A 20,751-nucleotide genomic window follows, 5' to 3' on the forward strand; every position below is an offset into this window, starting at 1 on the left:
AAACGGAGTTCTCATCATGAAATTCGCTACATCCTTTGCCGCTGTTGCGGCCCTCTCCCTGCTCGCCAGCAGCATCGCCCTGGCCGCCGATGGCAAGACCTACAAAATCGGCGCTGCTGTGTACGGGCTCAAGGGCCAGTTCATGCAGAATTGGGTCCGTGAATTGAAGGAGCACCCAGCGGTCAAGGACGGCACCGTGCAGTTAACCGTATTCGATGGCAACTACGACGCGCTGACCCAGAACAACCAGATTGAAAACATGGTGACCCAGCACTACGACGCAATCCTGTTTGTGCCGATCGACACCAAGGCTGGCGTCGGCACGGTGAAACAGGCCATGGCCAGCGATGTGGTGGTCATCGCCTCCAACACCAAGGTCGCCGACGCCAACGTGCCTTATGTGGGCAACGACGACGTGGAGGGCGGTCGCCTCCAGGCCCAGGCCATGGTCGACAAGCTCAAGGGTAAGGGCAACGTGGTGATCATCCAGGGCCCGATTGGCCAGTCGGCGCAGATCGACCGGGAAAAGGGTGAACTGGAAGTGCTCGGCAAGCACCCCGACATCAAGATCATCGAGAAGAAGACCGCCAACTGGGACCGTGCCCAGGCCCTGGCGCTGACTGAAGACTGGCTGAACGCTCACCCCAAAGGCATCAACGGGGTGATCGCGCAGAACGACGACATGGCCCTCGGCGCCGTGCAGGCGCTGAAATCCCATGGTTTGTCATCCAAGGATGTGCCCGTCACCTCTATCGACGGTATGCCGGATGCAATCCAGGCAGCAAAGAAAGACGAAGTCACCACCTTCCTGCAAGACGCCCAGGCCCAGTCGCAAGGCGCCCTCGATGTCGCCCTGCGCGCGCTGGCCGGCAAGGATTACAAACCGCAGTCGGTGATCTGGGAGCGCTATGCCAAGGACGTGAAATGGGGCGACGGTACCGACAAGAACTACATCCTGCCGTGGGTGCCAGTGACCAATGCCAATGCGGATGCACTGTATCAGCAGGTCAGTGGCACCAAATAACACCCGCGATCCACTGTAGGAGCGAGCTTGCTCGCGAAGAACCTGAGAGCGCAGTGGGGTACCAGGCTTCCCGCGTCATCCTTAACGACCTTCGCGAGCAAGAACTAGGCGTCCCCCTCGCTCCTACAGAAAGCCCACAACACAGGAGTCATGTTCATGTCTGGATTCTGGAATCAGGCCTTCGACCTTACCGGCCGCTGCGCCGTGATCACCGGCGGGGCCGCCGGGATCGGTCTGGCCTGTGCCAGCCTGCTGGTGGAGCGCGGGGCGCGGGTAGCGCTGCTGGACCGCGACCCGGCCGTGGCCGAAGTCGCCGCCAGCCTCGGTGCCGGGCATATCGGCATCGCTGTCGACCTGCGCCAACTGGACCAGGTGCAAAGCTCCGTCGACTACGTGTTCGAGCACTTCAAACGCATTGATTACCTGGTCAACAGCGCCGGCGTCGCCCTGCTGGACAAGGCCCTGGACGTCAGCGAAAACGCCTGGGACACCACCCTCGATATCAACCTCAAGGCCAGCTTCTTTGTGGCCCAGGCCTGCGCCAGGCACATGCTCGCCCAAGGCAGCGGACGCATCGTCAACCTCGCGTCCCAAGCCGCAGTGATCGGCCTGGACCGTCACGTCGCCTACTGCGCCAGCAAAGCCGCCATCGTCGGCATGACCAAAGTCCTGGCCATGGAATGGGCACCGCAGATCAACGTCAACGCCATCTCCCCCACCATCGTCGAGACCGCCCTGGGCAAGAAAGCCTGGGCCGGCGAACTGGGGGAGCTGGCCAAATTGCAGATCCCTGCGGGCCGTTTTGCCCAGCCGGAAGAAATCGCCGGGCTGGCGCTGTACCTGCTCAGCGACGCCGCGAAGATGATCACCGGTGAAAACGTGGTGATCGACGGCGGCTACAGCATTCAGTAATTCAATTTTTTGTCGTGAGGTTTATCGTTATGTCCACCGTTACCGAACGCACCCCCGAGCAACTCAACCCGGTGATCCCCGCCACCATGCAGGCCGTGGTCTGCTACGGCCCGGAAGACTACCGCCTGGAAACCGTCGACGTGCCAACGCCCGGCCCCGACGAGATCCTCACCAAGGTCGAGCTGTGTGGCATCTGCATGGGCGACATCAAGACCTATCGCGGTGCGCCGTCGTTCTGGGGCGATGCCGAGCAGCCACGCTACGTCAAACCGCCAATGATTCCCGGCCATGAATTTGTCTGCCGCGTAGTCGCCCTTGGCCCTGGCGCAGAAAAGCGTGGCGTGAAGGTCGGTGACCGGGTGATCTCCGAGCAGATCGTGCCGTGCTGGGGCTGCCGTTTCTGCAACCACGGCCAGTACTGGATGTGCCAGAAACATGACCTTTACGGTTTCCAGAACAACGTCCAGGGCGCCATGGCCCAATACATGATCTTCACCAAGGAAGGCATCATCCACCATGTCCCGGACTCCATCGCCCCGGACGAAGCCATCCTCATTGAGCCCCTGGCTTGCTCGCTGCACGCGGCGGAACGGGCCAATGTCGATTTCGACGACATTGTGGTGGTGGCCGGCGCCGGCACCCTGGGCCTGGGGATCATCGGTGCGGTGCGCATGCGCAATCCGAAAAAACTAATCGTCCTCGACATGAAACCCGAGCGCGCCGAACTGGCCCTGCGCATGGGCGCCGACGAAGTCTGGAACCCGGCCGAAGTCGACGTGCTGGCGAAGATTCGCGAGATCACCGAAGGCTACGGTTGTGACATTTATATTGAGGCCACCGGGCACCACAAGGCGGTGAACCAGGGCCTGGCGATGCTGCGCAAGCTGGGACGTTTCGTCGAATTCAGCGTGTTCAACGACGAGGCCACGGTGGATTGGTCGATCATCGGCGACCGCAAGGAACTGGACGTGCTGGGTTCGCACCTGGGACCGTACATGTACCCACGAGCCATCGACTTTATCGGCAACCGCAAGATTGACATGCGCGACGTGGTGACCCACAAATTCCCACTGGCACAGTTCAAGGAAGCGTTTGCGGTGATGGAGCGCGGGGACAAGTCGCTTAAAGTGGTATTGGAACCGTGAGCAGCCCAATCCTTATAAAAAGAACACAGGAAACCGCGTTATGAATCGAGTGATAAACGATCCGGACCAAGTAGTCGAGGACATGCTGCGCGGCATTCTGGTCGCGCATCCCGAGCTGCGCCAATACGAAACCAATCCACGGGTGATCGGCAAGACCAAGCCGTCTCCACAGGGCCGCGTGGGCATCGTCACCGGCGGCGGCTCCGGCCATGAACCGGCCTTCCTCGGCTATGTCGGTCCCGGCCTGGTAGACGCCGTGGCCGTCGGTGAGATCTTCTCCTCGCCCACCGCCAAAAGCTTCTTCGACGCTTTCCGCGCCGCCGACCACGGTGCTGGCGTGGCCTGCCTGTACGGCAACTACGCCGGCGACAATATGAACGTGAAACTGGCGATGAAAATGGCCGCCAGCAAAGACATGCAAATCCGCACCGTGGTCGCCAACGACGACGTAGCCTCGGCGCCCAAGGTCGACATTGCCAAGAGACGCGGGGTGGCCGGGGAAATCTTCATGTGGAAAGTCGGCGGTGCCGCCGCCGCACAACACTACGACCTCGACGGGGTGATTCGCGTCGCCCAGAAAGCCGTTGATCATTGCCGCTCCATCGGCATCGGCTTGACGCCGTGCACCATTGCGGCGGTGGGCAAGCCCAACTTCCAGATCCCGGACGGCAAGATGGAACTGGGCATCGGCCACCACGGCGAACCCGGCATCGAAGTGATCGCCATCGAGTCCGCCGCCGCCATGGCTGAACGGATGCTGGCGCCGATCCTTGCCGACCGTGACTTCAGCCAGGACGACAGCGTCGTGGTACTGGTCTCCGGCCTGGGCGCGACGCCCGTGATGGAGCTGTACATTTTCTACGCCGAGGTCGAGCGTCAACTCACCACCAAGGGTTTGAAGATCCATCGCTGCTACGTCGGCAACTACTTCACCTCCCTGGAAATGATGGGCGTGACCCTGACCCTGCTGGGCCTGGACGCCGAACTGAAAACCCTGATCGACCAACCTTGCCGCTCCATCGGCATGACCCAGGCGGAATAAACCATGAGCCAGCATTTCTCCACCCACGACGGCAGCGCCATCGTCGCCGACCTGGTGAGCGTGATCGTCGCCAACCGCGAATACCTCAGTGAAGTCGACGGCGCCATCGGCGATGGCGACCACGGCATCAACATGGCCAAGGGCTTTGCCCATTGCGGCCGCACAATTGAAGGCCTGCAACTGACCCTGGCCGAGGCGCTGGATGAGTTGACCCTGAGCCTGATGGAAGGCATCGGCGGCTCCATGGGGCCGCTGTATGGCAGCCTGTTTATCGGCATGGCGGATGAAGTGCGGGGCAGTGACGACATTGATGCTGTCACCTTCGCCCACTTGCTGCGCGGTGGGCTGACCTCATTGCAGGACATCACTGAAGCAGGTGTGGGTGACAAGTGCTTGATGGACACCTTGATTCCGGCGGTGGAGGCGTTTGAGCAGGCCCACGCGGCGGGCGCGTCCTTCAACGACGCGCTCGATGCGATGAAAAGCGCCGCCTCACAGGGGCGTGATTCGACCAAGGATCTGGTGGCCAGGATTGGTCGAGCCAGCCGGTTGGGTGAGCGTTCGTTGGGGGTACTGGATGCCGGGGCCGTATCGTGCTGCTTGATACTGACAAGGCTGGCGGACTCCATTGAGCCCAGGCTGGTATAGCACCCATTGCAGCATTGGTTTCTACACTTCTTTTTGTGAGTGCTTATATCTGTGGCGAGGGAGCTTGCTCCCGTTGGAGTGCGAAGCGCTCCCTGGCCGGTCGCTTTGGTGTCTCTGATCGACCTAGGCTGCTGGTTTGGGGGCCGCTACGCAGCCCAACGCGGGCAAGCCCGCTCGCCACAGGACAGCGCTCATCCTGAATTGACACACAACACAGCCAATTGTAGAAGCGCGCTTATTTTCTGTTAGGCCGGTTGATGTCACTTCAGCTTTCTCTTCAAGAAGCCACCAACCTGACTCCTTCCTCTTTCGACCGTTTCACCCGCCTGATTGACCCTGACTGGATCGAGCAAGCGCTCGTGCAGACTGGAACTGCTTCCCTACACGCCTCCAGCCGAACGTGTTGTGTGGCGGGTTGTTGGGCTTGCTGGGGGCGTTGGTGGTGGGGTCGTTGATGAGGCATCCAATACCAGCAGTGCCGCAGGCCTCATCGAGGCCTGCGCACCCTTGATCCGTATTACCAGAAGCGCTGCTGGGTCAAGCGGCTCCACCAGGTCAGCAGCAATCGGTCCACCGAGCCACTGGCTGCCAGGCCAACCCGCTCTTGCAGGCTTTTGCGCTCGGCATAGTGTAGGTGGTACAGCTCGGCTGTCTTGGCCCGAGTGGACAGGTATTCGTCGCTGGTTTGCAGTTCGTCCACCAGTTGTTTGTCCAGCGCCGCGACGCCGAGCCAGACTTCGCCGGTGGCCACGTCATCAATGGCCAGTTGCGGGCGGTAGCGGGAAACGAAATTCTTGAACAGTTGGTGGGTGATGTCCAGGTCTTCCTGGAACTTTTCCCGGCCCTTCTCGGTGTTTTCGCCAAACACCGTCAAGGTGCGTTTGTATTCGCCGGCAGTCAGCACTTCGAAGTCGATGTCGTGCTTTTTCAGCAAGCGGTTGACGTTGGGCAACTGCGCTACGACGCCAATGGAGCCAAGGATGGCAAACGGCGCGCTGATGATCTTCTCGCCGATGCACGCCATCATGTAGCCGCCGCTGGCCGCGACCTTGTCGATACACACGGTCAACGGCACGCCCGCCTGGCGAATCCGCGCCAGTTGCGAAGAGGCCAGGCCGTAGCTGTGGACCATGCCGCCGCCGCTTTCCAGGCGCAGCACCACTTCGTCCTTGGGCGTGGCCAGGCTCAACAGCGCGGTTATTTCATGACGCAGGCTTTCGGTGGCCGAGGCCTTGATGTCGCCGTCGAAATCCAGCACGAACACCCGAGGCTTGGCTTCAGGATTTTTCTTGGTCTTCTTTTCGGCCTTGCTTTCAGACTTGCGCAGGGCCTTGAGTTGATCCTTGTCCAGCAAGTTCTGCTCCAGGCGCTCACGCAGGCCCTTGTAGAAATCATTGAGCTTGCTGACCTGCAACTGGCCGGCATTCTTGCGCCGGCCTTTGCTGCGCAGCGCAGCAAAACTGATCAAGACCACCAGAATGGCAACCACCAGGGTGACGGTTTTAGCCAGAAAACTTGCGTACTCAGCAAGGAAATCCACAGCAACTCCTTAAATGCGGCGCGCCCTCTGTCAAGTGCGGGCGCGGATTGCCCAAGCATACCGACGGGACTGCCGGGGAGCCAGTGATGAAACCACTTGTAGCGGGCCTCTAACGAGCTTTTAAAACAAGCGTATGTTTTTTCATTGACAGCTTCTCGGCATCCTCATAACCTCGCCAGACTTTCAACGTACCGGGTGAACGGACGTGGGCAGCATCTATTTGATTCGACATGGCCAGGCCTCCTTCGGTGCAGACGACTATGACGTGCTGTCGCCCATTGGTGTGCAGCAGGCGCAAGTATTGGGCAGCCACCTGGCAGAACTGGGGCTGACCTTCGACCGCTGTGTTTCGGGTGACTTGCGCCGCCAGCAGCACACCGCGACCAGCGCCTTCGAACAATTCAGCGCCCTCGGCCTTTCAGTTCCTACCCTGGAAATCGACAGTGCCTTCAACGAATTCGACGCCGACGCCATCATCCGGGCCCTGCTCCCTGACCTGCTCAATAGCGAACCCGAAGCCCTGGATATCCTGCGCAATGCCGCGCAAAACCGCAGTGAATTCCAGCGCATCTTCGCCCTGATCATCGAACGCTGGCTCGCCGGCACTTATGATCCACCGGGCCTGGAAAGCTGGCTGGGGTTTATCGAACGCGTCCAGGGGGGCTTGCAACGCATCCTTGAAGCCGCCGATAACCGCGACAAGATCGCCGTGTTTACCTCCGGCGGCACCATCACCGCCCTGCTCCACCTGATTACCCGAATGCCTGCCACCCAGGCCTTCGAATTGAACTGGCAAATCGTTAACACCTCGCTCAACCACTTGAAGTTCCGTGGTCGCGAGGTGGCACTGGCTTCCTTCAACAGCCATACCCACTTGCAACTGTTGAAGGCGCCGCAGCTCATCACTTTCCGATGAGCTGCGGCCAACCGTGACCCCTGGGTCGCTGGAATCACCCATAAAAGGATCGAACCATGACTGACGTAGCTAAAGCCGTAGAAGCAATGAAAGCCAAATTCAACCCAGCCGCTGCTGCCGGCCTGGACCTGGTGTTCGGTTTCCGTATCGACGAGACCGAGAACTTCTCGCTGATCGTCAAGGACAGCACCTGCGTACTGAAAGAAGGCGTAAATGACGACGCCCAAGTGACCCTGGTCATGGACGCCGAGACCATGAAAGGCATCGTCGACGGTTCCACCGACGGCATGCAGGCTTTCATGGGCGGCAAACTGCGCGCCGAAGGCGACATGATGCTGGCGATGAAGCTGAGCGAGCTGTTCCCGGCCTGATCCAAGGGGAAACCCTGGATAGACCAATCCCGCCTTCTGGCGGGATTTTTCATTTCAGACCCTGGGCTGCAACAGCAACGCCACCAACGCACTCCACCCCGTCTGATGCGAAGCCCCCAAACCACGCCCGGTTTCGCCATGAAAGTACTCATGAAACAACACCATGTCACGGCTGTGCGGGTCTGCCTCCAATTGCGGGTAACTCGCCATCGACGGGCGCAAGCCATTTTCATCCCGCAAAAACAGTCGCGTCAGGCGTTGGCTGAGGCTGTCGGCCACCTCTTCCAGAGAGGATAGATAACCGCTGCCCGTCGGGTATTCCACGGAAAAATTGTCATCGTAATAGCGGTGAAATTCGCGCAGCGACTCAATCAACATGTAGTTGACCGGCATCCACAACGGCCCACGCCAGTTGGAGTTACCGCCGTACAGCCGCGAGTCGGACTCCGCCGGCTCATAGCGGGCACACAACGTATCGCCATTCATCTTCAGCGCCAGCGGCTGCTCGGCGTATGACTTGGACAGTGAACGCACACCAAAAGCCGAGAGGAACTCCGTGTCATCGAGCATGCGCTTGAGCAAATCCTTGGTCCGCTCACCCCGCAGCAACGCCAGCAACAGGCGATTGCCCTGCCCCGGCTCGTTCCAGCGCGACACCAGCTTGGCCAAATCCGGCCGATGCCTCATAAAGCCCAGCAAGCGCTCGCGCAACCCTTCCAGCCCTTCATGCTCGTGCTGCTCCAGCACCAGCACGGCAAACAGCGGCATCAAGCCGACGATGGAGCGCAGGCGTACCGGCTCGCTGTGGCCGTCGGGGCGGTGCAGCACGTCATAGAAAAACTGGTCGTGCTCATCCCACAGGCCTTCAGCGCTGTCATCGACCCGATTAATGGCGCCTGCAATGTAAAGAAAGTGCTCGAAGAACTTCACCGCAATGTCGACATACACGCCATTGCGCTTGGCCAGTTCCAGGGCGATGCGCATCAGGTCCAGGGCATAGGCAGCAACCCAGGCGGTGCCGTCGGCCTGATCCAATTGATAGCCGGGGGGCAACGTGGCCGAGCGGTCGAACAAGGCGATATTATCCAGCCCCAGGAACCCGCCCTGGAACAGGTTGCGGCCCTCGGCGTCCTTGCGGTTGACCCACCAGGAAAAATTCAGCAGTAGCTTGTGGAAGATCCGCTCCAGGAAGTCCAGGTCGCCCACGCCGGTCAACGCCTTGTCCTGCTGATACACCCGCCAACTGGCCCAGGCATGGACCGGCGGGTTGGCATCGTCGAAACGCCACTCGTAGGCCGGCAATTGGCCGTTGGGGTGCATGAAGCGATCTTTCACCAGTAGTAATAATTGCTGCTTTGCGTAGCCAGGATCGATCAGGGCAAAGGCCACCGCCTGGAAACCCTGGTCCCAGGAGGCGTACCACGGGTACTCCCAGGTGTCGGGCATGGAGACGATGTCAAAGTTGGACAGGTGCCGCCAATGAATATTACGGATATGCAGGCGCTCGGGCGGCGGTGCGGGTTGGGCGGGATCGCCATCAAGCCACTGTTTGACGTCGAAGTAATACAGCTGTTTGGACCACAGCAACCCCGCCAGAGCCTGGCGCTGAACATTGCGCGCGTCATCGTCGGCGATGCCCTGTTGTAGCGTCGCATAGAAATCGTCGGTCTCCTGGCGGCGCTGCTCGAACAGCTTGCGCGCGTTGACCTGTGGCGCATCCACCGGAGCAAAGCGCAGGTATAAGGTTTTGCTTTCCAGCCCCGCCAACTCAAGGATAAAACGGGCAGCGACCTTGGTCCCCGCGTCCCGGCGAATCGCCGTCTCAGCGCCGGCCACCACGTAATCGTTGATCCCGTCCTTGAACTGGCCCGGCGCCGGCTGCCCGTCAAGTATTGGGAAGTTGCTTTCGTTCTCGCAAAACAGCCATTCGACGCCGTCCTGACCCCAGGCACTGAGGTGGCGGTCAAGCAACTCAGGGTGACGCGCCAACACCCGCTCGCCCTCAAGACGCAGTTCGGGCTTGGGTACATCGGCCGTCCAACTCCAGTCATTGCGCGCCCACACCTGCGGCATCACCTGCAAGCGCGTCGGCTGATCGGAACGATTGTGCACGGTCACCCGCATAAACAGGTCGTCGGGCTGGTGCTTGGCGTATTCGACGCTGACGTCGCAATAGCGATTGTCTTCGAACACCCCGGTGTCGAGGATTTCGTATTCGGCATCCGCCAAGCCACGGCGGGCGTTTTCGCTGATCAGGTCGTCATAGGGAAAGGCGGCGTGAGGGTATTTGTAGAGCATGCGCATGTAGGCATGGCTGGGAACGCCATCGAGGAAAAAGTACAGTTCCTTGACGTCTTCGCCGTGGTTGCCCTCGGCATTGTTGAGGCCGAACAGGCGCTCCTTGATGATGCCATCGCGCTCGTTCCACAGCGCCAGGCCCAGGCACCAGCGCTGCGCCTTGTCGCTGAAACCCGCCAGGCCATCCTCGCCCCAGCGATAGGCGCGGCTGCGTGCGTGTTCGTGGGGGAAGTAGCGCCAGGCATCGCCATCGGCGCTGTAATCCTCGCGCACCGTGCCCCATTGCCGCTCACTGAGGTAGGGGCCCCAGTCGCGCCAGCGCTCGGCGTCATCTTTAGCTAAGCGCTGGCCTTCAATCGTTTGCAGAATGTTCGTCAAAGGCTTGGCCGTCATCGAGTCTTCCATCGCGCACTGAGGTAAGGGCCAGTGTAGAGCCCACGGTCGATCAGATGCACGGGAACACAATCAAGTTCAGCGCCGGTTCAGCTCATTCATTTGCAGAATGAAGTCCAGAGGAATCTTCGTTTGCAAGGCATCGCGGCGCCCAACAAAATCAGCGCAAACGGCCAAGCCCTTCTAACAGCTGCCAGGAATTTTTCTATGCCAACCGCCCGTCATGTCAGCCCAGACGACATCCGCAAAGGCTTCTCCAAGGCCATGTCCGACATGTATCGCGATGAAGTGCCGCTGTATGGCGCGTTGATGGAACTGGTAGCCGAGACCAATGCACGGGTGCTGGCGACAGACACCGGCCTGGCGCGGCAACTGCAGCGCACCGGGGAAATCCAGCGCCTGGACATGGAACGCCACGGCGCCATCCGCCTGGGCACCGCCTTCGAACTGGCGACCATTAGCCGTCTGTTTGCAGTGATGGGCATGCAGCCGGTGGGTTACTACGACCTGACCCCGGCCGGGGTGCCGGTGCATTCCACGGCCTTTCGCGCCGTGCATGAAAGCGCGTTGCAGACCAGCCCATTTCGGGTCTTCACCTCGTTGCTACGCCTGGAGCTGATCGAAAACCCTGAACTGCGCGCCTTTGCCCAGGCGGCACTGGCCAAGCGCTCGATCTTCACCCCTCGCGCCCTGGCGCTGATCGAGCAGTGTGAAGCCGACGGCGGCCTTGAGCAGGCAGACGCCGACCAGTTTATCCAACAAGCCCTGGAAACCTTTCGCTGGCACCACACCGCCACCGTCAGCGCTGCCCAGTACCAGCAGTTGAGCAATCAGCACCGGTTGGTCGCCGATGTGGTGGCGTTCAAGGGCCCGCACATCAACCACCTGACACCGCGCACCCTGGACATCGACCAGGTGCAGGCCGCCATGCCCGGCAAAGGCATCACACCAAAGGCCGTGATCGAAGGCCCACCACGGCGCCAATGCCCGATCCTGTTGCGCCAGACCAGTTTCAAGGCATTGGACGAAGCCATTACCTTTACTGACGCCAAAGGCAGTCACAGTGCACGCTTCGGCGAGATCGAACAGCGCGGCGTGGCGCTGACGCCCAAGGGCCGGGCGCTGTACGACCAACTGCTGAATGCTGCACGCGATGACTTGGGGGCATTTCCCAATGAAGCCAATGCCTCACGCTACACCGAGCTGATGGCGCAGCACTTCGAGGCCTTCCCGGATGATCATCGGCAGATGCGTGAGCAAGGGTTGGCGTTCTTTCGCTACTTCGTCACCGACAAGGGTCGTGGAGCACAAGCTGATCCGTCATGCAGCCTCAGCGAACTGATCGCGACCGGTCATGTGGATGTGGAGCCGTTGGTATATGAGGATTTCCTGCCGGTAAGTGCAGCGGGAATTTTCCAGTCGAACCTGGGGGATGCCGCACAAACTCACTATGCGACCAACTCCAATCAGGCGGAATTTGAAAAGGCCCTGGGACGCTGGACTATTGATGAGCTGCAGCTGTATGGCGAGACCCAACAACGCTCGCTCGCTGAGTGCGCCACGGCGCTGGGGTTGCCGGCACTGGCGTGAAGGGAAAGAGTTCGCCCGACGCCACAACGCATTCCATGCGCAGTCAACGTACCCCAGGGTCGGGCGAACGGTTGGCATGATAGGACAGCGGTATCACCGCTGTCCTTCAAACAATTCTGAACAAATATTTGCGATCCTCTTGACCCTCAGGAACCGAGTTGGTTAACGATCTTGTCTTTGACCAACAAGCGTTTCTTTTTCAGTTTCTCTAGCTCTTCATCTACGCCGCCGGATGACTCAAAGTCCACCACCTCTTTGTCGGCACTGTCGTATTGGTGGAGCAGCGAATCCAGATACTTGTCGTCCGCCCTGCGTTTTTGAATGTCTTCCTTGGTGAGATCCAGGTCCTGATACAGGTCGTGTTTCACTGGCATGGAGTACCTCCGCAAGTTGATCAATGACTGAATACACTTTGAAGCTAGCCCATCCGAGGGGCTTTTGTCATGTTTGAGATTAAGCCTGTCGTGTTTGCGTTCCCGTTCGTCGCGGCACAGGTTGATGGATAAAACCTTTACTCCCCAGCGGCCTCCACTGTAGATCGCCACCCGAGGGAGAACCGGTTCAATGAATCACGCCGCCAACGCTTGCGACACCCAATGCATCAACACCATTCGCACCCTGGCCATGGACGCCGTGCAGAAGGCCAACTCCGGCCATCCCGGCACGCCCATGGGCCTCGCGCCGGTGGGTTACACCCTGTGGAGCCGCTTCCTGCGCTACCACCCCGAACACGCCGACTGGCCTAACCGCGACCGCTTCGTGTTGTCGGTGGGTCATGCCTCGATGCTCCTGTATTCGCTGCTGCACCTGGCCGGCGTGGTGGAGATTGACGAGCACGGCAAACGCTCCGGCCTCCCGGCCATCAGCCTGGATGACATCAAGCAGTTCAGGCAGATGGATTCCAAGACCCCGGGCCACCCCGAATACCGCATGACCACCGGCGTCGAAACCACCACGGGGCCGTTGGGCCAGGGCTGCGCCAACAGCGTCGGCATGGCCATGGCCGAGCGTTGGCTGGCCCGGCGTTTCAACCGCGATGACCAGGTGCTGTTCGACTACAACGTCTACACCCTGTGCGGCGACGGCGACATGATGGAAGGCATCAGCAGCGAAGCCGCGTCCATGGCCGGCCACCTGAAGCTGGATAACCTGTGCTGGATCTACGACAACAACACCATCAGCATCGAAGGCCATACCGAGCTTGCCTTCAGCGAGGACGTGATCAAGCGCTTCCAGGCCTACGGCTGGCACACCTTGCACGTGACCGACGCCAATAACCTGCAGGCCCTGAGCAACGCCCTGCAAACGTTCCAGCGCAATACGGACGCACCGACCTTGATCGTGGTCGATAGCGTTATCGGTTATGGCTCGCCCCACAAGCACAATACCGCCGCTGCCCATGGCGAGCCCCTGGGGGACGAGGAAATTCGCCTGACCAAGGCCGTCTATGGCTGGCCTCAGGATTCCAGTTTCCTGGTGCCTGATGAGGCGCGCACCGTGTTGCGTGATGCGCTCGTGGAGCGCAGCCAGCCTTTGTACAAGCACTGGACACAAACCCTGGCCCATCTTGAACAGCACGAACCAGAACTGGCCGACGAACTGCGCCGGATGCGCACCGGGGAAATGCCTGAGCATTGGCAGAAGGGCTTGCCCCGTTTTGCCAGTGATGCCAAAGGCGTCGCCAGCCGCGCTTCGGGTGGCGAGGTGCTGAACGCGTTCGCCCAGCAGATTCCCTGGTTGCTGGGCGGTTCGGCAGACCTGTCGCCGTCCACCAAGACCAACCTGACCTTCGACGGTGCCGGGCGGTTCAGTGCCGAGGACTACAGTGGACGCAACCTGCACTTCGGCATTCGCGAGCACGCCATGGGCGCCATTGCCAACGGCATGGCACTGTCCTATCTGCGCCCGTACACCTCGACCTTCCTGGTGTTCAGCGACTACATGAAGCCACCGATTCGCCTGGCAGCGATCATGGAACTGCCGGTGATTTTCGTGTTTACCCATGACTCCATCGGCGTCGGCGAAGACGGCCCGACCCACCAGCCCATCGAGCACCTAAGCCAACTTCGCGCCACGCCGGGGCTGCTGACCCTGCGTCCGGGGGATGCCAATGAAACCCTGGAGGCTTGGACAGTCGCCCTGGCCCAGACCCATCGGCCCAGTTGTCTGGTACTGTCGCGCCAGGCCTTGCCGACCCTGGACCGCACGAAATACGCAGCGGCGTCAGGTACGGCCCGTGGCGCCTATGTGCTGGCCGGCGCCGGGAAGCCCGAAGTCATCCTGATCGCCACCGGCAGCGAAGTCAGTCTGGCAGTGGACGCCTATGAACAGCTGACGGCTGATGGCGTGACAGCGCAGGTGGTGTCGATGCCCAGTTGGGAGCTGTTTGAAGAGCAGGACCAAGCCTATCGCGACAGTGTCTTGCCGCCGGCGGTGAAAGCGCGGGTGGTCGTAGAACAGGCTGGGCCCCTGGGATGGGATCGTTATGTGGGGCAGACCGGGGCCAAGGTGGTGATGAACCGCTTCGGCGCCTCGGCACCGCTGACCAAGCTGCAGGCCAGGTTCGGGTTTACCGTGGAAAACGTGGTGAAGCTGGCTAAAGAGCAAATTCAACACGCTATGGCTGTGTTGCCGCCAACCTAGCCTCGCTAGGCCACACTACGGCCCAGAATCCGATCCATGATCCGATCCGTCTTCAGCGCCTCGATCGCCACCGCCGGATGCTGCGCCTCGCCCCGGATATGTGCATTCATCCCCAGCACGTGATGCCACTGGATATGCGCATGGTTAGGTACCTCCAGGGTCAGGTTGAACACACCGTCAAGCCGCAACGGTTGCTCATCGAACACCGAAAACGTAATGCGCCCCTTGCTGCCGATCAACTCGACCCGATCCTCCCGCCGATCCGCAACAAAGTTCCAGCAGCCCATTCCCAGGGCCCCCGAAGCAAAACGCCAACTGGCGGTCACGGCATCTTCAGCCGCATAACGCCCAGCCTGGTGGGCACTGAAACCGGCAACATCGACAATGTCCCCCGCCAGGAACTGAAACAGATCAAAGCCATGACTGGCCAGGTCAGCAAAATAACCGCCACCGGCGACCTGAGGGTCGGTACGCCAGTTACCTGCACTCTCATCAGCCGGGGACGGCGGCTTGCACAACGTCCAGGTGAGGTGACGCAACTCGCCGATTTTCCCGTCCAGCAGCCAGTCCCGCACTTGCTGAAAACGCGGCAGCGACCGCCTGTAGTAGGAGACAAACAAATGCAGGTCTGCCCGCTCGAACGTGCGCTGCATCAGCACACTCTGCTCGGCGTTCAACGACATGGGCTTTTCGACACAGCAATGCTTGCCAGCGGCGGCCACCAGCAGGCTGTATTCAAGGTGATTGTCGGGCGGTGTGGCGATGTACACCGCGTCCACCTCGGGATCATCGATCAGCGCCTGGGCATTGGTGTAGAACCGGGTAATGCCATGGCGTGCCGCATAATCGCGCACCGCCTCCTCCCGGCGCCCCATCACGGCCACAAGGGCAGAACCTGGCGCTTTGTAGAATGCCGGTCCACTCTTGATCTCAGTGACACTGCCACAGCCGATCATGCCCCAGCGCACGGTGTTCATCTGCATCCCTCTTCGTCGTGTTTTTTTCCAGTGGGGCAGTATCTGCGTTTTCCCACGTCCTCTCCAGCCTGCGCCTCAAACATCCATCATGACAATTGAATTACACTTTTATGACAATCATCCAACTGCAGGGGCACAGACGATGAAAATACGGGCAACAGTCATCTGCGAACACGAAGGGCGCATCCTCTTCGTGCGCAAGGCCAGATCGAAATGGGCGCTGCCAGGCGGCAAGGTCGAGCGCAATGAACAGCCGGTCGGCGCGGCCGCTCGTGAGCTGGAGGAAGAAACCGGACTGAACGTCGATGGCTTGCTGTATCTGCAGGAGTTGACGGCGGACAACACCGTGCATCACGTGTTTGAGGCTTCAGTGGTGAACATCGACGAAGCCCAGCCACGCAGCGAAATCATCGACTGTCAGTGGCACGCCTACGGAGACATCGACCAACTGGATACCACGCAGGCCACCAAGCGTATTGTCAGGTCCTTTCTGCGCCGCCTCTAGGCGCCGCCAGGCACACGCTACGGATAGTATTGCCCTGGAACGCTCTGCGCCCCCTACCCCACCGCCGCAAAACCCCGGCGACCGGCCTTGATTTCGGTACGCAGCTCGCCAATCAAATTGGAGATGGAGCGGATGCTGTCCAGGACGTTGGTGGACACACCCGTCAGCAGCAAGTCCACCCGCCCAGACTCGGGTTCAAAGATGCGAATCCGCAGCGAGCCGTCCTTGCTCAGGGTGCAGTCACACGAAAGCGGCAGGAAGCCGGACTCCATGATGCGACTGAATTCAACGATCGAGATCATGCTGGACACCCTTCCTGGGACCTGACTCGGCGGATTTTATCCGTCTAGATTAGATGAGCTTTTACACCGTGCGCGGACAATTAGTACGAAAGTGTTAGCTACCCCACAATTTCGCAAAACTGCCTGTTCAATGGCGCCAAAAAAACCACGTAGCGACCTCTCATCCGATGCCGGTGGAAGCACTTGATTCCTGACAATGACGGCCAGCGGCAGATCGAATATGGGCACTGAGCGGTGTCGCCGCAGCTTCAGGCCCTACGCTTCTGGTAACGCACGTCGTCACCGTCGACGTCATCGATGACCGACCAACCGAGTCGCTGGTAAAACCCGTTGGCCCTGACGTCACCCCGGCCATCGGTGATGAGGGAAATCTCTTCGTGGTGTTCGAACAACGCCTGCTCGGCCACGGCCATCAACAACCGGCCCAGCCCGCGATTCTCATAAGCAGGCAGGACAAACATGGCAAATACCTCGCCTTCAGCGAGATCCACCATGGAAAACGCCACAGGCTTGCCTTGGACCTCGGCGATCCAGGCACAGGGCGACTCATTGATGCTATCCGCCAGCACTTACGGGGTTATGCCCAACTCAGTCATTTGCTCACGACTCAAATGGTTCTGCACCACCGAGGTGCGGATCTCGAAGAGCACTTCAATATCCCCAACCGTTGCCACCCTGACGACCGACGTCATAGCCACCTCCTCCATTGAAACGCTGGATTGTAGGGAGTGGCGCGAGGGTAAATAAACACAATGATTGTGGTTGTTTTGTAAGGGGCTAGGCGACCACGCCTTCTGCCACGACTGAATCGGCCGGGTCATTTACGCGCCAGTTTGTACCGGACGCATTCCTCATAAAAACTCTTGCGGATTACCGGTGGCTTGAGGCGCGAGGGGCTGTCGTAGGTCTGTTCGGTAATGCCCATGGCCATCATGTGCATCCAGGACTTGTTGAACTTGTACGTCTGAATCTTCTGTCGTGCGGCATACAGCGAAACGCCGGACAACTTCAGTTCCTGGGCCCTTGCCGCCGTGCCCGCCCCCCAACTGCACATGAAGCGATCGTTCTCGCGCAGCTCTTTTGCCTGGGCAGACACAGCCCCGCCCGCCAGGGATAAGGCGATCAGCGTGCTTGTTACAATGCGCATTTAAACCCCACCTAACCACCTGAAAATAAAAGTGATTTTGGCGATTATTTTGTAACAGCGGGGCCAGCAAATTGCCTTCGGTGCGAGGGGTTTGCTCCCACTGGGCCGCAAAGTACCCCCAATCAGGTCACTACGACTTTTCAGACCGTCCGTGGTGACTGGTTTCAGGCCTGCTGCGCAGCCCAGCGCGGGCAAGCCCTAATGCCGAATTGTAGGAGCGAGCTTGCTCGCGAAAAACTTGAGGCACCCACGGGGTGCCAGGTTTTCCGCGTTATCGTTAGCGACCATCGCGAGCAAGCTCGCTCCTACAGTGGATCACCTTCGCTTAACTTACCGGCATTAGGGCTTGCCACAGATATCAGCACTCTCAAAAAACGGGTAGAGGCCTGGCCTTAACGCAAACTCCATGAAACCCCGGCGTACACGCCCATGCCGTCACCGGGCGTGGAGCGTGCAACGTCGCGGCCCTTGTCGTCATAACCCGGCGTTATCGTATTGGCATAACGCTTGTTGGTGAGGTTGCGCAGGTCAACCCAGGCTTGCCAGTCCTGCTTGGGCGCGTCGTAGCCGACGGTTGCACCCAGCAGCGTGTAGGCCGCCGCGTAGTAGGAGTTGGCATAGTCCACTGCAACCCGCGACGAGTGCTCGCCATTGAGGCTGGTGTAAAAACCGGTGGGATGGCTGTAGCGCAGTTGCGCCTGGTAATAGTGCTTGGGGATGCCCGGCAGCATGTTGTCGTCAAAACGGTCATCGTTGCGGTAGTGGAAATCGCTGTAGGTGTAGGCCTGGCGCAGGGCGAGCTTGCCGGTGTTGCCACCGTCCCACAGCGGGCTGATCAGGCTCAGCTCCATGCCTTGGTGAATTGTGGGGCTGGCATTTGACTCGGCGAGCACCTGAGATTGGGTGGGGCTCGCGGCCTGGGTTTCCACGGTAAGCAACTCGTGGCGCACCTCGGAGTGATACAGCGCCAGGTCCCATTGCCCAAACCATTCTTCGCCGCGCCCGCCCACTTCCAGGGTGGTTGCGGTTTGGTTTTGCAGGTCCACGCCTTCACGCGCCAAGCCGCTGGCCGGATCACTTTTATCCGGGAAAAACTTGTTGGAACCCCAGATCATCGACCACGCATGGGGCGGCTCGACCGAGCGGCTGAGGTTGCCGTACACCTGTAGTTGCGGGTTGAAGTCGTAGCGCAAACCGACGCGGGGGGCGTAATCCCAGTCGTGCTTGCTCAAGGGCGCATGGGTATCCGGATAGGTGACCTCGGTTTCCCGGCGGGTATAGATCGCCGCAAGGCCGGTGGTCAGCCAAAGGTCCGGCACCAGTTCAAGGTCATTCCCGATATGCAGCACGGTGTCGGAACCCAGGTAGCTATAGTCGCGGGTCTTGGTGCCGGGAGCATAGGGGGCCGTCTTGTCGGTCGGCACCCGCACATATTCAGAAGCGCCGTTATTGGGCATGCCTTGGGTGGTACGCAGGCCGACAGTGGTCTTGCTGTCGCGACCGAACAGGGTGTCCTGGCGAATGTAATTCAAGGTGCCGCTGATATCGGTGTAGGCAACTTTGAGGCGGTTGGTGCCTTCGCGCAGGTCCATCGGGTAATCGTGATAAACCAGTCCGGCCTCGATCCTGGCGTTGTCATCCAGACGCAAGGTGGTCTTGTTGGCGATCCAGGTCGAGCCTGGTTGCAGGCGTTTGGAGTCCCGGGCCTGGTTGAGGGCGTTAGCCGCGCGAGGGTCATGGCTGATCTGCTGGCGGGTCAACTTGCCGGGGCTATCGTTGGCGGTTTCCCGGTAGCGCAAGTAGAAACGGGTTTCCAGGTCGGGATTGAAGCGGTAGCCAACGTTGGCCGCCACGCCCTTGCCACTGCCCGCGCTCTGGTGTTGAAAACCGTCGTATTCGGAGTCGGTCAGGCTGATGTAATAGTCGGCATCGCCCAGCACCTGCCCGGAACTGATCTCCCGCTGAGCGTAACCATGGCTGCCGGCCTCATAGCGCACTTGCAACTTGGGTGCATCGTAGCCAGTGCGGGTGACGTAGTTGATCGTCCCGCCCAACGCCAGCGCCCCGCGATCAAAACCGTTGGCGCCCCGCAGCACTTCGACCCGGCTGAGCCACAACGGGTCCTTCAGCTCATAAGGCGTGCCGCCAGGGCCGGTCAGTGGCAGGCCGTCGAAGGTCTCGTACAGCCCGGACGCATGGCCACCAGGGCCGCGATTGATCCCCGAACCACGAATGGAAATCTTCACCCCCTCGTTGTTCGCCGCCTTGGCGTAGACACCGGCCTGGTATTTGAGCACGTCTTCGTTGGTGCTCACCCGGCCTTGCTTGACGCTATCGAGATCGATGTAGTTGGTAGCGCCCGGTACATTTTTCAGTTGCGCCTGGGCCGCTTCGCCCTCGCTGATTTCGGTGCTGGTCACTTCGACCGGGGCCAGTTGGAGAGTCCCTATAGAGTCTTGGGCCGGGGCCAGTTGGCTGAGGGTCATGGCCGCGCCGAAGCCGAGCAGGCGAGGGCAGAGAAGAAGCAAAGGTTGTCGCAGGCGCATGTGCCTATCCTTGATGAGGTCTGAGCTTGGAAGACCCGGTTGATCGGCAGGTCACGCAAGCCCACGCCAAGCCCAGAATCGAATTAACAAATGCACACTCAGTATTTATCGGTTGCTTATAGTCACTGTTGGCTGAGCAACAGTTTAAAAAACATATAACTAAAACCCTACTCAACAGCACATAAAATCATTAAACATAAATTGGTTATCGCGTTTTAATATAAAAAACGCCTATTAACTTACCTTGGTGTCCATATGAATTTACGCCCTGTTGTTCCCTTGGGCCTGGCCCTGCTATTGGCGAGCCCGGCAGTATTTGCCGGGCCGACGCTGGACCGCATCACCCAATCCAAACAGTTGGTCGGCGTACTGATGGAGAACTACCCGCCCTTCTCTTTTCTCAACGAACAAAACCAACTGGATGGATTCGACGTCGATGTTGCCAAGGCCGTTGCCGAGAAACTTGGGGTCAAGTTGAAGTTGGAGACGCCGTCCTGGGAAGTGATCGCGGCAGGACGCTGGCAAGGCCGTTATGACGTGTGTATCTGTTCCATGACCCCCAGCGCCGCACGGGCACAAGTGTTCAACTTTCCGGTCGAGTATTACGCCTCCCCGGCGGTGGTCGTGGTCAACGCCGACGAACAATCGATCAAGTCGGCTGCCGACCTTTCCGGGCCTGAATTCAACACATAAGTGCAACGCTCACCCCTGTATGCACTTCGTACGGCGTCTTCCAGCCCAAGCGCTTGCGC

17 protein-coding genes and 4 pseudogenes are annotated in these 20,751 nt (G+C 59.9%); 11 read left to right on the top strand and 10 right to left on the bottom strand.

The window, feature by feature from the left end:
* Window positions 1-16 precede the first annotated feature (16 nt).
* The gene (locus tag AAEZ06_RS25395; RefSeq protein WP_350616817.1) at window positions 17-1,024 is read left to right on the top strand and encodes a substrate-binding domain-containing protein; all 1,008 of its coding nucleotides are present in this window, start codon (window positions 17-19) and stop codon (window positions 1,022-1,024) included.
* Window positions 1,025-1,035: 11 nt separating this feature from the next.
* Here AAEZ06_RS25395 and AAEZ06_RS25400 read toward each other — a convergent pair.
* Window positions 1,036-1,125, bottom strand: a pseudogene (locus AAEZ06_RS25400) (outer membrane lipoprotein carrier protein LolA); the annotation flags it as partial.
* A 55-nt stretch (window positions 1,126-1,180) separates the two neighbouring features.
* On the opposite strand from AAEZ06_RS25400, the gene AAEZ06_RS25405 reads away from it, so the two are divergent.
* From AAEZ06_RS25405 to dhaL, 4 genes are read left to right on the top strand one after another with little or no spacing between them, the layout of a single operon-like run.
* Window positions 1,181-1,936, top strand: coding sequence for an SDR family oxidoreductase (locus AAEZ06_RS25405; protein ID WP_149413930.1), 756 nt, complete (start codon window positions 1,181-1,183; stop codon window positions 1,934-1,936).
* Window positions 1,937-1,965: 29 nt separating this feature from the next.
* Window positions 1,966-3,081, top strand: a complete 1,116-nt coding sequence (locus AAEZ06_RS25410) for an MDR/zinc-dependent alcohol dehydrogenase-like family protein (protein WP_149413929.1) — start codon at window positions 1,966-1,968, stop codon at window positions 3,079-3,081.
* Between the two features lie 40 nt (window positions 3,082-3,121).
* The gene (locus AAEZ06_RS25415) at window positions 3,122-4,123 is read left to right on the top strand and encodes a dihydroxyacetone kinase subunit DhaK (RefSeq protein WP_149413928.1); all 1,002 of its coding nucleotides are present in this window, start codon (window positions 3,122-3,124) and stop codon (window positions 4,121-4,123) included.
* A 3-nt stretch (window positions 4,124-4,126) separates the two neighbouring features.
* Window positions 4,127-4,771 carry a dihydroxyacetone kinase subunit DhaL gene (gene dhaL / locus AAEZ06_RS25420; RefSeq protein WP_149413927.1) on the top strand — a complete coding sequence of 215 codons (645 nt, stop codon included), beginning with the start codon at window positions 4,127-4,129 and terminating at the stop codon, window positions 4,769-4,771.
* Window positions 4,772-5,288: 517 nt separating this feature from the next.
* Here the strand turns inward: dhaL and sohB are convergent.
* Window positions 5,289-6,311 carry a protease SohB gene (sohB, locus tag AAEZ06_RS25425; protein ID WP_350616820.1) on the bottom strand — a complete coding sequence of 341 codons (1,023 nt, stop codon included), beginning with the start codon at window positions 6,309-6,311 and terminating at the stop codon, window positions 5,289-5,291.
* A 205-nt stretch (window positions 6,312-6,516) separates the two neighbouring features.
* On the opposite strand from sohB, the gene AAEZ06_RS25430 reads away from it, so the two are divergent.
* Window positions 6,517-7,227: a histidine phosphatase family protein gene (locus AAEZ06_RS25430; protein ID WP_350616822.1), complete on the top strand. Its 711-nt coding sequence runs from the start codon at window positions 6,517-6,519 to the stop codon at window positions 7,225-7,227.
* A gap of 56 nt (window positions 7,228-7,283) precedes the next feature.
* Window positions 7,284-7,598 carry an SCP2 sterol-binding domain-containing protein gene (locus AAEZ06_RS25435; RefSeq protein ID WP_149413924.1) on the top strand — a complete coding sequence of 105 codons (315 nt, stop codon included), beginning with the start codon at window positions 7,284-7,286 and terminating at the stop codon, window positions 7,596-7,598.
* A gap of 54 nt (window positions 7,599-7,652) precedes the next feature.
* Here AAEZ06_RS25435 and AAEZ06_RS25440 read toward each other — a convergent pair whose 3' ends face one another.
* Window positions 7,653-10,289, bottom strand: coding sequence for an MGH1-like glycoside hydrolase domain-containing protein (locus AAEZ06_RS25440; protein WP_350616825.1), 2,637 nt, complete (start codon window positions 10,287-10,289; stop codon window positions 7,653-7,655).
* Between the two features lie 207 nt (window positions 10,290-10,496).
* Here AAEZ06_RS25440 and hglS point away from each other — a divergent pair, with 207 nt between their 5' ends.
* Window positions 10,497-11,879: a 2-oxoadipate dioxygenase/decarboxylase HglS gene (hglS, locus tag AAEZ06_RS25445; RefSeq protein ID WP_149413922.1), complete on the top strand. Its 1,383-nt coding sequence runs from the start codon at window positions 10,497-10,499 to the stop codon at window positions 11,877-11,879.
* Between the two features lie 146 nt (window positions 11,880-12,025).
* Here the strand turns inward: hglS and AAEZ06_RS25450 are convergent, their stop codons facing one another.
* Complete coding sequence (locus AAEZ06_RS25450; RefSeq protein WP_149413921.1) at window positions 12,026-12,253, bottom strand: DUF465 domain-containing protein; 228 nt, start codon at window positions 12,251-12,253, stop codon at window positions 12,026-12,028.
* Window positions 12,254-12,443: 190 nt separating this feature from the next.
* Here AAEZ06_RS25450 and tkt point away from each other — a divergent pair, with 190 nt between their 5' ends.
* Window positions 12,444-14,522: a transketolase gene (gene tkt, locus AAEZ06_RS25455; protein WP_350616827.1), complete on the top strand. Its 2,079-nt coding sequence runs from the start codon at window positions 12,444-12,446 to the stop codon at window positions 14,520-14,522.
* Window positions 14,523-14,527: 5 nt separating this feature from the next.
* Here the strand turns inward: tkt and AAEZ06_RS25460 are convergent, their stop codons facing one another.
* On the bottom strand, window positions 14,528-15,499 hold the full coding sequence (locus AAEZ06_RS25460) for a Gfo/Idh/MocA family protein (RefSeq protein WP_149413919.1): 972 nt from the start codon (window positions 15,497-15,499) through the stop codon (window positions 14,528-14,530).
* A gap of 142 nt (window positions 15,500-15,641) precedes the next feature.
* Between AAEZ06_RS25460 and AAEZ06_RS25465 the strand changes: the two genes are divergently transcribed.
* The gene (locus tag AAEZ06_RS25465; RefSeq protein ID WP_350616830.1) at window positions 15,642-16,004 is read left to right on the top strand and encodes an NUDIX hydrolase; all 363 of its coding nucleotides are present in this window, start codon (window positions 15,642-15,644) and stop codon (window positions 16,002-16,004) included.
* 53 nt (window positions 16,005-16,057) lie between these two features.
* Here the strand turns inward: AAEZ06_RS25465 and AAEZ06_RS25470 are convergent, their stop codons facing one another.
* The 5 genes and pseudogenes from AAEZ06_RS25470 to AAEZ06_RS25485 form a co-directional block, all read right to left on the bottom strand.
* Window positions 16,058-16,306 (bottom strand): DUF1652 domain-containing protein, encoded by a 249-nt coding sequence (locus AAEZ06_RS25470; protein ID WP_149413917.1) that lies wholly within the window; start codon window positions 16,304-16,306, stop codon window positions 16,058-16,060.
* A gap of 248 nt (window positions 16,307-16,554) precedes the next feature.
* Window positions 16,555-16,998: pseudogene (locus AAEZ06_RS25475) on the bottom strand (GNAT family N-acetyltransferase).
* A gap of 125 nt (window positions 16,999-17,123) precedes the next feature.
* Window positions 17,124-17,453 carry a hypothetical protein gene (locus AAEZ06_RS25480; RefSeq protein ID WP_149413915.1) on the bottom strand — a complete coding sequence of 110 codons (330 nt, stop codon included), beginning with the start codon at window positions 17,451-17,453 and terminating at the stop codon, window positions 17,124-17,126.
* A gap of 207 nt (window positions 17,454-17,660) precedes the next feature.
* A pseudogene (locus AAEZ06_RS28645) lies at window positions 17,661-17,741 on the bottom strand (outer membrane lipoprotein carrier protein LolA); the annotation flags it as partial.
* Window positions 17,742-17,845: 104 nt separating this feature from the next.
* Entirely contained in the window at window positions 17,846-19,999 is a 2,154-nt protein-coding gene (locus AAEZ06_RS25485; RefSeq protein WP_350616833.1) for a TonB-dependent receptor family protein, read from the bottom strand.
* A gap of 255 nt (window positions 20,000-20,254) precedes the next feature.
* Here AAEZ06_RS25485 and AAEZ06_RS25490 point away from each other — a divergent pair.
* Window positions 20,255-20,674, top strand: a pseudogene (locus AAEZ06_RS25490) (transporter substrate-binding domain-containing protein); the annotation flags it as partial.
* Window positions 20,675-20,751: the final 77 nt, after the last annotated feature.

Source organism: Pseudomonas sp. HY7a-MNA-CIBAN-0227 (genome assembly GCF_040310325.1).
In the GTDB taxonomy this organism is placed as follows: domain Bacteria; phylum Pseudomonadota; class Gammaproteobacteria; order Pseudomonadales; family Pseudomonadaceae; genus Aquipseudomonas.